14 protein-coding genes are annotated in these 13,813 nt (G+C 63.9%); 5 read left to right on the forward strand and 9 right to left on the reverse strand.

The window, feature by feature from the left end:
• Positions 1 to 619 precede the first annotated feature (619 nt).
• A complete protein-coding gene (locus B2W22_RS16210) occupies positions 620 to 901 on the forward strand; it encodes a DUF4148 domain-containing protein (RefSeq protein WP_175184127.1) in 282 nt (93 codons plus the stop codon).
• 135 nt (positions 902 to 1,036) lie between these two features.
• Here B2W22_RS16210 and dnaJ read toward each other — a convergent pair whose 3' ends face one another.
• The 7 genes from dnaJ to hrcA form a co-directional block, all read right to left on the reverse strand.
• On the reverse strand, positions 1,037 to 2,167 hold the full coding sequence (gene dnaJ / locus B2W22_RS16215; protein ID WP_175123159.1) for a molecular chaperone DnaJ: 1,131 nt from the start codon (positions 2,165 to 2,167) through the stop codon (positions 1,037 to 1,039).
• Between the two features lie 109 nt (positions 2,168 to 2,276).
• A complete protein-coding gene (gene dnaK / locus B2W22_RS16220) occupies positions 2,277 to 4,202 on the reverse strand; it encodes a molecular chaperone DnaK (RefSeq protein WP_175123160.1) in 1,926 nt (641 codons plus the stop codon).
• An 84-nt stretch (positions 4,203 to 4,286) separates the two neighbouring features.
• Positions 4,287 to 4,691, reverse strand: a complete 405-nt coding sequence (locus B2W22_RS16225) for a thioredoxin family protein (RefSeq protein ID WP_175137206.1) — start codon at positions 4,689 to 4,691, stop codon at positions 4,287 to 4,289.
• 14 nt (positions 4,692 to 4,705) lie between these two features.
• Positions 4,706 to 5,263 (reverse strand): nucleotide exchange factor GrpE, encoded by a 558-nt coding sequence (gene grpE, locus B2W22_RS16230; protein WP_175123162.1) that lies wholly within the window; start codon positions 5,261 to 5,263, stop codon positions 4,706 to 4,708.
• A 126-nt stretch (positions 5,264 to 5,389) separates the two neighbouring features.
• Entirely contained in the window at positions 5,390 to 5,626 is a 237-nt protein-coding gene (locus tag B2W22_RS16235) for a hypothetical protein (RefSeq protein WP_175123163.1), read from the reverse strand.
• Positions 5,616 to 6,731: a ferrochelatase gene (gene hemH / locus B2W22_RS16240; RefSeq protein ID WP_286938764.1), complete on the reverse strand. Its 1,116-nt coding sequence runs from the start codon at positions 6,729 to 6,731 to the stop codon at positions 5,616 to 5,618. Before hemH ends, B2W22_RS16235 begins: the two co-directional genes overlap by 11 nt.
• 45 nt (positions 6,732 to 6,776) lie before the next feature.
• Complete coding sequence (gene hrcA / locus B2W22_RS16245) at positions 6,777 to 7,781, reverse strand: heat-inducible transcriptional repressor HrcA (protein WP_286938766.1); 1,005 nt, start codon at positions 7,779 to 7,781, stop codon at positions 6,777 to 6,779.
• A gap of 141 nt (positions 7,782 to 7,922) precedes the next feature.
• Between hrcA and B2W22_RS16250 the strand changes: the two genes are divergently transcribed.
• A complete protein-coding gene (locus tag B2W22_RS16250; RefSeq protein ID WP_105237577.1) occupies positions 7,923 to 8,822 on the forward strand; it encodes an NAD kinase in 900 nt (299 codons plus the stop codon).
• Between the two features lie 13 nt (positions 8,823 to 8,835).
• Positions 8,836 to 10,497, forward strand: a complete 1,662-nt coding sequence (gene recN / locus B2W22_RS16255; RefSeq protein WP_286938767.1) for a DNA repair protein RecN — start codon at positions 8,836 to 8,838, stop codon at positions 10,495 to 10,497.
• Positions 10,498 to 10,633: 136 nt separating this feature from the next.
• On the opposite strand, the gene fur is transcribed toward recN, so the two are convergent.
• Positions 10,634 to 11,053, reverse strand: coding sequence for a ferric iron uptake transcriptional regulator (gene fur / locus B2W22_RS16260; protein WP_175184123.1), 420 nt, complete (start codon positions 11,051 to 11,053; stop codon positions 10,634 to 10,636).
• A 154-nt stretch (positions 11,054 to 11,207) separates the two neighbouring features.
• On the opposite strand from fur, the gene B2W22_RS16265 reads away from it, so the two are divergent.
• Both B2W22_RS16265 and dapB read left to right on the forward strand, forming a co-directional pair.
• Complete coding sequence (locus tag B2W22_RS16265; protein WP_175137203.1) at positions 11,208 to 11,744, forward strand: outer membrane protein assembly factor BamE; 537 nt, start codon at positions 11,208 to 11,210, stop codon at positions 11,742 to 11,744.
• Between the two features lie 17 nt (positions 11,745 to 11,761).
• Positions 11,762 to 12,553, forward strand: coding sequence for a 4-hydroxy-tetrahydrodipicolinate reductase (gene dapB / locus B2W22_RS16270; RefSeq protein WP_175123167.1), 792 nt, complete (start codon positions 11,762 to 11,764; stop codon positions 12,551 to 12,553).
• A gap of 139 nt (positions 12,554 to 12,692) precedes the next feature.
• Here the strand turns inward: dapB and murB are convergent, their stop codons facing one another.
• On the reverse strand, positions 12,693 to 13,736 hold the full coding sequence (gene murB, locus B2W22_RS16275) for a UDP-N-acetylmuramate dehydrogenase (protein ID WP_286938769.1): 1,044 nt from the start codon (positions 13,734 to 13,736) through the stop codon (positions 12,693 to 12,695).
• Between the last annotated feature and the right edge of the window lie 77 nt (positions 13,737 to 13,813).

Consider the following 13,813-nt stretch of genomic DNA (forward strand, 5'->3'; position numbering starts at 1 on the left):
GCGGTCCGGAGCCTTCGCTCCGGACTTCCCCTGCCTCATCCGCGTCACCGCCTTCGGCGGTTCCTTCGGATTCCGTTGGGCTTATCGACGCCCCGCGCGCCGAGTGCCGTGGCCACACCAGGCTCGCCGTGTCGAACGGCCTCGGACGCTGGGACGGGCGGATTTCTTGGCGTTTTTGCGACGAGCTTTCGCCTGTGGAGGATCTTGCGGGGCCCGCGTTGCGTCGGCCGCGCGGGCGGCCTTGCAACGCTTACGCGATGCGTTGCGTCAGCGGGGGTGCGCTGCGCGCTGGTGGAGAGCCCTGGGCAGAAGTGTGTGTTGCGCGTTGGTAGAGGGCTTATGGCAGCGCTGCGTTGCGCCCCTAGTGGAGCGCTTGGTGTAGCACCTGCATGCAGGCTGTGCATTGCATGCTGGTAAAGGCTTCCTGGACTGCGTATTCCCGCATATGCGTAATTTTTAGAAGCCCTTCGATATCTCGCCAATTTGGAAGGTGGTTTCATGCCGTTCGGGTTCATGCCGGGATTTGGCGTGCTTCATCTGGCCATCGAGATCATCAGATGGACCACGACGATGGGCCGCCGGACTCGGTTTCACTTAAAGCAATCTGGAGGTCTCACTCATGAAAATCCTGGCCACGACGCTGTTTGTTTCCCTGGCCCTGGCAGGCGCCGGCGCTCACGCAGCTGGCGTTGAACAATCCAAGTCCCGTTCCCAGGTGGCGGCCGAATTGCAGGAAGCCAAGGTCAGCGGCCAATACACTTTCGGCGAGCAGGGCTATCCGGCGGCACAGCCCCGCACCTCCAACCTGACCGAGCAGGACGTGCGCGTCCAGCTTGAGCACGCCAAGGCCAACGGCGAGTACACGTTCGGCGAACTCGACTACCCGCCGAGCACCCGCTAAGGGGCTCGCAGTTCTGCGTGATCCCGCAGCACTGTCCCTGACGCGCCAAGCATTGTTGGCGACCAAACGAAAAAAAGCCGCGACTCTCGTCGCGGCTTTTTGCGCTGAGCGGCAGCGCGATCAGTTGAAGACTGATCAGCTGAAGAATTCCTTGACACGGTCCGTCCAGGACTTGCTTTGCGGCGAGTGGCGATCGCCACCGTCGTTCAGCGAAGCCTCGAATTGGCGCAGGATGTTCTTTTGGTCGTCGCTCAGGCGCACGGGAGTTTCCACCACGACGTGGCAGTACAGGTCGCCCGGGTAGCTGCCGCGCACGCCGCGGATGCCCTTGCCGCGCAGGCGGAAGGTTTTGCCGGATTGCGTGCCTTCGGGGATGGAGATCTCGGCCTTGCCGCCCAGCGTGGGGACCTGGAGTTCGCCGCCCAGTGCCGCCGTGGTGAACGGGATGGTCAGTTCGCAGTGCAGGTCGTCGCCGTCGCGCTGGAAGATCTTGTGCTGCTTGATGTGGATTTCCACATACAGGTCGCCGGGAGGACCGCCGTTGATGCCGGGTTCGCCATTGCCGCTGGAGCGGATGCGCATGCCGTCGTCGATGCCGGCCGGAATCTTGACCTGGAGGGTCTTGTTGCGGCGAATGCGGCCGACGCCGTCGCAGGCTTGGCAGGGGTCGGTGATTTCCTTGCCGTTGCCGTGGCAGGTGGGGCAGGTCTGCTGGACGCTGAAGAAGCCTTGCTGCATACGCACGGCGCCCGAGCCGCCGCAGGTGCGGCAGGTCTTGGGCGAGGTGCCGGGCTTGGCGCCGGAGCCGTGGCAGGTGTCGCAGTTTTCCCAGCTGGGGACGCGGATTTCGGTGTCGAAACCGGCTGCCGCTTGTTCCAGGGTGATTTCCAGCGCGTACTTGAGGTCGGCGCCGCGGTAGACCTGGGGTCCGCCGCCGCGACGGCCGCCGCCGGCGCCGCCGAAGATCTCGCCGAAGATGTCGCCGAACGCGTCGGCGAAACCGCCGCCCATGCCCGCGCCGCCCATGCCGGCGGCGTTGGGGTCGACGCCTGCATGACCATAGCGGTCGTACGCAGCGCGCTTTTGGTCATCGCCCAGGACCTCGTAGGCTTCCTTGGCTTCCTTGAACTTCTCTTCGGCTTCTTTGCTGTCCGGATTACGGTCCGGATGGTATTTCATGGCCAGCTTTCGATAGGCCTTCTTGAGATCGTCGTCCGAGGCGTTTTTTGCCACGCCCAGGATTTCGTAATAGTCGCGTTTTGCCATGATCCGTGGGCTCGAAACCGAGCCTTCTTTTCAGTGCTACAGAATGAGTACGCCCGGTAGGCGGATTTCTCCGGCTACCGGGCGGCAGAGGCAGGTCAGTGCCCGGCCATTATTGGTCGCGCTTGACTTCCTTGAAGTCGGCGTCGACGACGTTGTCGTCCACCGGCTTCGCGTTGTCGGCCGCTTGCTGCTGGCCGGCGGCTTGCTGCGCCTGCATGTCGGCGTACATCTTTTCGCCCAGTTTCTGCGAAGCCGTGGACAGGGCTTCGACCTTGGCGTCGATCGCGGCCTTGTCGCCTTCCTTCAGCGTTTCTTCCAGGTCCTTGATGGCGGCCTCGATGCTTTCCTTCTCGGCAGCTTCGAGCTTGTCGCCGTACTCGGTCAACGACTTGCGGGTGGCATGCACCAGCGCGTCGGCCTGGTTACGCGACTGAGCCAGTTCGGCGACGCGATGATCTTCCTCGGCGTTGGCCTCGGCATCCTTGACCATGCGCTGGATCTCGTCTTCCGACAGACCCGAGTTGGCCTTGATGGTGATCTTGTTTTCCTTGCCGGTGCCCTTGTCCTTGGCGGACACGTGCAGGATGCCGTTGGCGTCGATGTCGAACGTGACTTCGATCTGCGGCATGCCGCGCGGCGACGGCGGGATCCCTTCAAGGTTGAACTCGCCCAGGGCCTTGTTGCCCGCAGCGATTTCGCGCTCGCCCTGGAAGACCTTGATCGTCACGGCCGGCTGGTTGTCGTCGGCCGTCGAGAACGTCTGCGAGAACCGGGTCGGGATCGTGGTGTTCTTCTGGATCATCTTGGTCATGACGCCACCCAGGGTTTCGATACCCAGGGACAGCGGCGTGACGTCCAGCAGCAGCACGTCCTTGCGGTCGCCCGACAGCACGGAGCCCTGAATGGCGGCGCCAGCGGCGACGGCTTCGTCGGGGTTCACGTCCTTGCGCGGATCCTTGCCGAAGAATTCCTTCACCTTTTCCTGGACCTTGGGCATGCGGGTCATGCCGCCGACCAGGATCACGTCGTCGATGTCGGAAACCTTGACGCCGGCGTCCTTGATGGCGACGCGGCAGGGCTCGATCGTGCGTTCGATCAGTTCTTCGACCAGCGCTTCCAGCTTGGCGCGCGTGATCTTCAGGTTCAGGTGCTTGGGACCGGAAGCATCGGCCGTGATGTACGGCAGGTTGATTTCGGTCTGCTGCGCGGAGGACAGTTCGATCTTGGCCTTTTCGGCAGCTTCCTTCAGGCGTTGCAGCGCCAGCACGTCCTTGGACAGGTCAACGCCTTGTTCCTTCTTGAACTCGGCAATGATGTAGTCGATGATGCGCTGGTCGAAGTCTTCGCCGCCCAGGAAGGTGTCGCCGTTGGTCGACAGCACTTCGAACTGCTTTTCGCCGTCCACATCGGCGATTTCGATGATGGACACGTCGAACGTGCCGCCGCCCAGGTCATAGACGGCGATCTTGCGGTCGCCCTTTTCGGTCTTGTCCAGGCCGAACGCCAGCGCCGCAGCGGTGGGTTCGTTGATGATGCGCTTGACTTCCAGGCCCGCGATGCGGCCAGCGTCCTTGGTGGCCTGGCGCTGGCTGTCGTTGAAGTACGCGGGCACGGTGATGACGGCCTCGGTCACTTCTTCGCCCAGGTAGTCCTCGGCGGTCTTCTTCATCTTGCGCAGCACGTCGGCCGACACTTGGGGAGGCGCCATCTTCTTGCCGCGCACTTCAACCCAGGCGTCGCCGTTGTCGGCTTTGACGATGGCGTAGGGCATCAGATTGATGTCCTTTTGCACGGCTTTTTCTTCGAACTTGCGGCCGATCAGGCGCTTCACTGCATACAGCGTGTTGCGCGGGTTGGTCACGGCCTGACGCTTGGCAGGCGCGCCGACCAGGGTCTCGCCGTCATCCATGTAGGCAACGATGGAGGGAGTGGTGCGAGCACCTTCCGCGTTTTCGATGATCTTGACCTGCCCGCCGTCCATGACAGCCACGCAGCTGTTGGTCGTTCCCAGGTCAATGCCAATAATCTTGCTCATGGTGGGTTACCTTGATTATTAAATCTATGAAAATTTGGGGAAAACTGCTTGTCTCCCCGTAACTGGGGCTGCCCGTGGGGTTTTTCAAGACGCCGGGCTGGAAATTTCCGGGCCCGGGCCCTGCAGGCGCTGGATTGCCGCCGTGAACTGGGGCAATCCGGGCCAGCCGGTGATGCGCCCAAGGCGCTTGCCGGACCGGTACAGCACAAAAGTGGGGACGCCATGCAACGAAAACCGGCGGCCCAGCGGTTCATCCGCGTAGACATCAGCTTCGAACCACGTAAGGCCAAGCCCCAGCAGCGTTTCCTGGTGCAGCAGCGCCGCCTGCTTGAACAGGTTGCAGTTGTAGCAATCCTGGCCCCACAGGAAGACACAGCGCAGGTCGGCGCCGGGCGCTTGCACCACGGCCGCGTCGAACCCCGCAGTATCGACATGGCGCATGCCGAACACCTGGAATACCTGGGCCGGGTCGAAGCGCGGGTCGGTCATGGCGGAAAGGCGGTTCAGCCCTGGCCAGCCGAGACGACCACGAGCGCGGGGCGCAGGGTGCGGTCGGCGATCACATAGCCCTTCTGCAGCAGTTGCACCACCGTGTTGGCGGGCTGTTCATGCGGAATGGACGAAATGGCCTGATGCTGGTGCGGATCGAATTTGTCGCCCTGCGCCGGTGCGATTTCCTTGAGCAGGTTGCGCTCGAATGCGGCGGCCAACTGCTTAAGGGTGACTTCGACGCCTTCGCGCAGCGTTTCGACCGTCTGATCAGGTTGGGCCAGCGCAGCTTCCAGGCTGTCCTTGACCGGAACCAGGCTTTCGGCGAACGATTCGATGCCGAACTTGCGCGCCTTGGACACTTCTTCCTGGGCGCGGCGGCGCACGTTCTCGGCTTCAGCTTGCACACGCAGAAGCTGGTCGTGCTGCTCGTTGACGGTAGCCTGGGCGGCGTCCAGCTGGGCGCGCAACTCGTTCAGCTCGGCCTGCGCGGCGTCCTGGGCGGCGGGTGCCGCATCGGCGTTCTGGCCGACTTCGGGCGCCTGGTCAGCAGGCTCGTGGGGTGCCGTCATGGGGAATCCTCCAAAAAGAATGGCTTTCGGAGACATGAATGGGGGCCAATACCCCTAATTCAAGCCCGGGTAAACGAAATATTCCCCAGGACCCGGCGCCGCGGCCGGGCGCCTGGCGGCGGTTTCCTACTTTTTGCTTGGCTGCGCGGGAGCGACGGGGTCGCTGGCGGGGAAGCTTTCCTTCAGTGCGCGGTCCACCCGCTTGTCGTCCGCGTCCGGATCCGAAGGGATCGCGACGGGGTCGCTGGCCGGGAAGGTGTCGGCCAGGGCCTCATCCAGGTCGTGTTCGACGCGGTCTTCGTCGACGGGAGTGCTGACTTTGCCCTTCTTGACCGATTCGCCAGTCTTGGGATCATGGTGCATGCGCCTTCTCCTTCAAATCCGTGGTGTCTGGAATCCACCCCTGCAAGTATCGTTCCACCAGCCCAGACAACCCCGCGATCCAGGTCGGATCGTCGTTGATGGCGGGAATGTAACGGAACTGCTTGCCACCGGCCTCGAGAAAGGCGTCGCGGCATTCCAGGCTGATTTCTTCCAGGGTTTCGAGACAGTCTGCCACAAATCCCGGGCACACCACATCGACCTCGGTGACGCCCGATGCGGCTAGTGCCTTGAGGGTCGGTTCGGTGTAGGGCTCCAGCCAGCGGGCGGTGCCGAACCGGCTCTGGAAGGTCACTTCGATCTGGTCGCGGGGCAGCGAAAGTCGCTGGGCCAGGAGCCGGGCCGTCTCCATGCAGTCGCGGTAATACGGGTCGCCCAGCTCGATGGAGTAGCGCGGCAGGCCATGAAAGCTCATGACCAGCTTCTGAGGCTTGCCGTGTTCGCTCCAGTACCGTTCGATGCGCGCGGCGAGCGGGTCCAGGTAGGCGGGGTCGTCGTGGAACCGCTTGATGAAGCGCATTTCCGGCTGATCGCGCAGCTTGCCCATGTAGCGGGTAACCGCGTCGACGACGGTGGCGGTGGTGCTGGCGGCGTACTGCGGATACAGCGGCACGGTCAGGATGCGCTCGCAGCCCTGCTTGCGCAGGTTGGAGATGGCGTGGGGGATGGAGGGATTGCCATAGCGCATGCCCAGTTCGACCGCGGCATCCACCCCGGCCGCCTGCAGGGCGGCGCGCACGCCGTCGGTCTGCCGCTGGCTGTAGACCATCAGGGGCGAGCCTTCCTTCATCCAGATGCCGCCATAGCGGGGCTCGAGGCGCTTGGGGCGGCGCACGAGCACGATGCCGTGCAGGATGGGCTTCCAGAGGTAGCGCGGGATCTCGATGACGCGGGGGTCGGACAGGAATTCGCCCAGGTACTTGCGGATGTCCTTGGCCGTCGGCGTGTCGGGCGTGCCCAGGTTCACCAGCAGCACGCCGACCTTGCCAGGCACGCGCGGCGGCGGATCTTCGTTGAAGGGGTCTTCTTGCTCGGGTTCAGGAAGGTAGCGCTCAGGCCAGAGATACTTGAACAGGCGAAGAAACACAAAAACTCCCCTTCCTCCACAAGGAGGATGTAGCTTTGAATGGAACTACTGGTTGTGGCTGAGGGCGTTGGACAGCAGGCGCGCCGTGATGTCCACGATGGGTATGACGCGCTCGTAGGCCATGCGGGTCGGACCGATGACGCCCAGCGTGCCCACCACCTTGCCATCCACGCCATACGGCGCGGTGATGACGGAAACGTCTTCCAGGGGCACCAGTTGCGAATCGCCACCGATGTAGATCTGCACGCCCTGCGCCCGGCTGGAGACATCCAGCAACTGCAGCAGGTCGGTCTTTTTCTCGAACAACGAAAACATCTTGCGCAGCCGGTGCATGTCGGACGCGATGTCGGTCACGTCCAGCAGCTTTCGCTCGCCGGAAATGACCACGGCGTCGCCGTCCTCGGCAGCTTCGGCACTGGCCTCGACGGCGGCCTGCATGAGGCGCGAGATGTCTTCGCGCAACTGGGCCAGCTCGGTCGAAAGCGTCTGCCGCACGGCATTGAACGACTTGCCGGCGAAGTGCATGTTGAAGAAGTTGCCGGCCTCCAGCAGTTCGGATTCGGCGTAATCCCGCTGGACGAAGAGAATGCGGTTCTGGACGTCGCCATCGGGCGTCACGATGATCAACAGGACGCGCTTGTCGGACAGGCGGATGAATTCGATCTGGCGGAACACCTGGGCCCGCTTGGGCGTGAGCACCACGCCCGCGAATTGCGTCAGATTCGACAGCAACGCGGCGGCCGCGTTGACGGCGCGAGTGGGTTCGGCGGCAGAGAGCATTTCGCCCATGTTGTGCGGCTGAAGCTGGTACGACTGTACCGACAGCAGCGAATCGACGAACATGCGGTATCCGCGCGGCGTGGGTACACGGCCGGCGGAAGTATGCGGGCTATGGATCAGCCCCAGCTCTTCCAGGTCCGCCATGACGTTGCGGATGGTGGCTGGGGACAAGTCGAAGACTTTAGATAGCGTCCGCGAGCCGACTGGCTGCCCATCGGCGATGTAGCGTTCTATCAACGCTTTCAGTAATGCGCGTGCGCGGTCATCCATAGCGGCTATTTTAGGGAATCTTTTTCGGTTGGGGCGATTTTTGTCCCGCAACCCGATATACGGCCCCATATAATCGGCTAATCGGCCCATTCTGGGTACATTCAGCTTTACGGTTTTGCCCTTTTTCATTTGTACGCAGCCATGCACTTTCCCACCGTCGCCCTGATCGGCAGATACCAGGACACCGGCCTGGACACACCGCTGAGAGCCCTTGCGCACGCGCTGACGCAAGCGGGCCGGCATGTGTTGATCGACGCGGACACGGCGCGCAATACCGGGCTGACCGAATATCCCATCGCCACGCTCGAGGAAATCGGCAAGACCGCCTCGCTGGCCGTGGTCATGGGCGGCGACGGCACCGTGCTGGGCGCCAGCCGCCATCTCGCGCCCTACGGCATGCCGCTGGTCGGCATCAACCACGGGCGCCTGGGCTTCATCACCGACATCGCCTTGCAGGACGCGCACGCAGCGCTTGCCCGGGTGCTCGAGGGCAGCTTCCAGATCGAAGACCGCATGCTGCTCGAAGGCAGCGTATGGCGCGGTGATCAAAAGATGTACTCCGCCTCGGCGCTGAACGACGTGGTCCTGAACCGTGCGGGACGCGGCGGCATGATCGAGGTCCGGGTCGAACTGGACGGCGCCTTCATGTATACCCAGCGTGCCGACGGCCTGATCATCGCCACGCCCACAGGGTCCACCGCCTATGCGCTGTCGGCCAACGGCCCCATTCTGCATCCGGGCATGAACGCCATGGTGCTGGTGCCGGTGGCGCCGCAAACGCTGTCGAACCGCCCCATCGTCATCCCGGACACCGGTGTGCTCAACATGACGCTCACTGCCATGGGCCGCGTCGAAGTCGGCGCCAGTGTGCATTTCGACATGCAGACCTGGTCCGACCTGCAACCGGGCGACCGTATCGTCGTGCAGCGCGCGCCCTACACCATCCGATTCGTGCATCCCGAAGGCTATAGCTTCTTCTCCACCCTGCGCCGCAAGCTGCACTGGAACCTGATGCCCGAAGCCTCCGACAACGTAGAGTAGTTAGCGCCCCCACATGCTGCGCACCCTGCACATCCGCGACTTCGTCATCGTCGAACAGACCGAAATCCATTTCGGACCCGGCTTTACCGTCTTTTCCGGCGAAACCGGCGCCGGCAAATCCATCCTGGTCGATGCGCTGGCCCTCACCCTTGGCGAGCGCGGCGACGCCAGCATGCTGCGCGAAGGCGCAACCCGCGCCGACATCACCGCCGTCTTCGACACCCCCAAGGCCCTGCATGCGTGGCTGGCCGAACGCGAGATCGACGCCGACGACGAACTCTCGCTGCGGCGTGTCATCGATGCGCAAGGCCGCAGCCGCGCTTACATCAACGGCACACCGGCCACCGTGGCGCAGCTGCGCGAACTCGGCGACAGCCTGGTCGACATCCACGGCCAGCACGCGCACCAAAGCCTGATGCGTCCCGATGCCCAGCGCGACCTGCTGGACGCGCACGGCGGCCATGGCGATCTGCGCCAGGCGGTCGGCCAGGCATGGAAGCAATGGCGCGCACTGGCGCGCCAATTGGAATCCGCTGAAAAAGACGCTGAAAGCCTCGCGACAGAACGCGAAAGCCTGCAATGGCGGGTCAATGAACTCGACCAGCTCAACCTCGGGCCGGACGAATGGGAAGCCCTGCAATCCGAGCACACGCGCCTGTCGCATTCGCAATCGCTGCTGGACGGGGCTTCGCAGATCCTTGAAACGCTGGACGGCGAAGGCGACTCCGCGCATCATCGGGTGACGGCCGCAAACCAGCGTCTGCAGCAGATGCTGCGGCACGATCCGGGCCTGAAGGGCGTCCATGACGAACTGGAATCGGCCCGCATCGCCATCAGCGAAGCCGTGTCCGACCTGAACAACTATGTCAGCCGGGTCGAACTTGATCCGAAGCGGCTTGCGGACGTGGAAGCGCGTCTTGGGCTGGTGTTCGAGACCGCCCGCAAGTTCCGCACCGAACCCGACGCGTTGTGCGAATTGCGGGAATCCCTGCATGCAGAGCTGGCGGCCCTGCAGGCCGCCGGCGACATCGACGCGCTGCGCGCCCAGGCGGCTGCGGCGCAGGCGCAATACGACGCAGTCGCCGCCAAGCTCACGACCGCGCGCCGCAAGGTTGCCAAGGATCTGGGCAAGCAGGTCACCCAGGCCATGCAGACGCTCGCAATGCAGGGCGGCCGCTTCGAACCGACGCTCGCGCCGTCCGCGCCCTCCGCACACGGCAGCGAACAGGTCGAATTTCTGGTCGCCGGCCACGCCGGCACTACCCCGCGGCCGCTGGCCAAGGTCGCGTCGGGCGGCGAACTGTCCCGCATCTCGCTTGCGCTATCGGTTATCGCCAGCCGCGCGGCGCGCGTCCCCACGCTGATCTTCGACGAAGTCGACAGCGGCGTGGGCGGCGCGGTCGCCGAATCCGTCGGCAAGCTGCTGCGCGAGCTGGGTGAACGCCATCAGGTGCTGTGCGTCACCCACCTGCCCCAGGTTGCTGCCTGCGCCAACAACCAGTTCCTGGTCAGCAAGGCCGAATCGCGCGGCACCACGCGCTCCAGCATCGAACCGCTGGACGCCCCGGCCCGCGTCGAGGAAATCGCGCGCATGCTGGGCGGCATGAAACTCACCGCCACCACCCGGGAACACGCGCGCGAAATGCTGGAAGGCTTCGGGCAGAGTGCGCCCTGAGTCTGACCCCTCGTGAGGGCATCGATCGACCGACGCGCACGCAACGGCCAAATGCAAAAAGCCCCTTCACATCGAAGGGGCTTTGTTTTTCACCTAAGCAGCCGGACGCGCCGGCCGCTAACCTGCCGAGCCGGGCTTAACGGCCCTTGAGGCAGCTACCGCAGACGCCGTACAGCACCATCGCGTGGCTTTCCAGCGCGAAGGCGTTGTCCTTGGCGATCTTCTGCTGGCGCTTTTCGATCTCGGGATCCGAAAACTCGACAACCTTTCCGCAATTGGTGCAGATCAAGTGGTCGTGGTGGTCGCCGTCGTTCAATTCGAAAACGGCCTTGCCGCTGTCGAACTGGCTGCGCGCCAGGATGCCGGCCTGCTCGAACTGGGTCAGCACGCGGTAGACGGTAGCCAGGCCGATCTCGACGTTTTCGCCGATGAGGGCGCGGTAGACGTCTTCGGCGCTCAGGTGCCGTTCACCCGATTTGCGGAAAATATCAAGAATTTTCAGGCGAGGAAAAGTCGCCTTCAAACCCATGTTTTTCAGTTCGCTTTGGTCGCTCATGGTGTAATCGCTCTCCGTCCGCGTTGGCATGGGCAAGGACTGGGGTCACCGCAAGCCGGCTCGCCGAATTCATGCCGCCTCGCGGAACTATCCTGATGAAACCTTTATGATAACGGTTTTGCTTGCTTCCAAATAATAGGGGCGCGTAGTGTCCATGTTTGCACGTATTCCCTCCCGCTCTCTGAAGACCGGTTTGGCCGTCGCCGCCCTGGCCGTCGCCTTGGCGGGCTGCACCTCAAACAAATGGGGCTTCCCTTACAAAGCTCCGGTCCAGCAGGGTAACTGGATCACGCAGGAACAGGTCGCACTGCTCCAGCCCGGCATGACCCGCGAACAAGTCCGCTTCGCACTCGGCAGCCCCACGCTCACCAGCGTGCTGCACGCCAACCGCTGGGACTACCCGTATTACTTCAAGCCCGGTTACGGCAACTCGCAAGAGCGCAAGTTCACCGTCTGGTTCGAAAACGACCGCCTCGTGCGCTGGGAAGGCGACAAGCAGCCTGATCTGCAGCCCTACCAGATCAACACGCCGGATGCCGTTGCCGACGAAAAGGCCGACAAGCGTCTGAATCGGGACGAAGAGCGTATCAAGCAAGAGCAGGACGAACAGAAGCGCGACGCCGATGCGCCCGTCAGCCCGCTCAACCAATACCCAGGCCAGCCGGGCAACGCGCCCGAGCCGCTGCTTTAAACCGAAGGACTTTTTTTATGCGTATTGCTATCGCCGGCGCCAACGGCCGCATGGGCCAGATGCTGATCGAGGCCATCCTGAAGGCCGACGGCCTGGAGCTGGCTGTTGCGCTGGACGTCCCGGGCTCCGCTTCGCTGGGCCGCGATGCCGGCGCCCAGTTGGGCAAGCAGACGGGCGTGGCCATCACGGATGATCTGGACGCCCTTGCCGGCGCCGATTGCCTGATCGACTTCACCCGCCCGGAAGGCACGCTCAAGCACCTGGAAGCCTGCGTCAAGCACGGCGTGAAGGCCGTCATCGGCACCACCGGTTTTGACGACAATGGCCGCGCCGCAATCGAAGTCGCTGCGCAAAAGACCGCCATCGTGTTCGCCCCCAACATGAGCGTGGGCGTCAACGCCACGCTCAAGCTGCTGGACATGGCGGCCCGCATCCTGAACGCCGGCTATGACGTCGAAGTGTTTGAAGCGCACCATCGCAACAAGGTCGACGCGCCTTCGGGCACGGCGCTGAAGATGGGCGAAACGATTGCGTCCGCCTGGGACGTTGCCCTGCCCGACGTCGCCACCTGGAGCCGCCACGGCGACACCGGCGTGCGCAAACCCGGCACCATCGGCTTTTCGGTGCTGCGCGGCGGCGACATCGTTGGCGATCACACCGTGTCGTTCTGCGGCATCGGCGAGCGCATCGAAATCACGCACCGCTCGTCCAGCCGGGCCACCTACGCGGAAGGCGCGCTGCGCGCGGCGCGCTTCCTCGACGGCAAGAGCAACGGTCTGTACGACATGCAGTCGGTGCTGGGCCTCTGATCCGGTTCACGGCGCCAAAAATAAAGGACCCCTCGGGGTCCTTTTTTCATGCCGTGTTCTTGCGGTTCTTTTGGCGCGGCCGGCTAGGTGCGGCCGGCTAGGTGCGGCTGGCTAAGCGCGGCCGGCTAGGCGCGCCCGGTCACACCACGACGGGTTCCGGCTCCAGCCGCACGCCATAACGGTCAGCCACGGCGTCCTGCACCGCTCGCGCCAGGCCCATGATGTCCTCGGCCGTGGCGCCGCCTCGATTGATCAGCACGAGCGCCTGGCGATCATGCACACCCGCCGCGCCCAACGCCTTGCCCTTCCAGCCGCATTGATCGATCAGCCAGCCGGCGGCCAGCTTGTAGCGGCCATCGGGCTGCGGATACGACACCAGGCCGGGAAAACGCGCCGCCAGCGCTTCACGCTGCGCAGCCGGCACGATCGGATTCTTGAAGAAGCTGCCCGCATTTCCGGTGACGGCGGGGTCCGGCAGCTTGGCTCGCCGGATCTCGCAAACCGCCTCGAACACGTCGCGCGCGCTGGGCGCTCCGTCCGCCAGCCGCGCATGACGTTGCAGATCGGGATATTCCAGCACCGGCCGCCAGGGGCGCGGCAACGCAAACCGCACGCTTACGATGATCCAGCGGCCAGGTTCATCATGTTTGAACGTGCTGTCGCGGTATGAAAACCTGCACTCGGCCGCCCGCATTTCCACGAAGCGTGCCTCGCGCACATCCCAGGCCGTCAGACTGTGGAACCGCTCCTGCAGCTCGACGCCGTAAGCGCCGATGTTCTGCACCGGCGAGGCGCCGACGGTACCGGGGATCAACGCCAGATTCTCCAGGCCGTCCCATCCCTGCGCCACGCAGGCCGCTACGAATCCGTGCCAGCTCTCGCCGCCCGCGGCTTCGACGATCCATGCGTCCGGCCGCGCCTCCAGCAGACGCACGCCTTCGAACGCGACGCGCGCGACCAAGCCCGGCACACGCTCGGGCAACACCACATTGCTGCCGCCGCCCAACACCAGCAGCGACGGCGCCGCTTGCGCGAGCGCCGACAAGGCCGGCAATTGCGCCGGATCGCGCAGCGCGACGAAGGCGTCGGCCCGGGACGCGAGTCCCAGCGTATTCAGACGAGTAAGGTCCTGCACGGCCGGAGACAACGAATCGGACGCGGGTCCGGCGAAGGAATTTGACATGGGTGCTACGTGGTGTGCTATAGTTTCTGTCTTCGCTCAGTTTACTTGATTGAGTGCTTGACCCGATTTGAAGTTCG

Origin of the sequence: Achromobacter sp. UBA4530, assembly GCF_002388205.1 — a bacterium.
Classification (GTDB): Bacteria; Pseudomonadota; Gammaproteobacteria; order Burkholderiales; family Burkholderiaceae_B; genus Achromobacter; species Achromobacter animicus.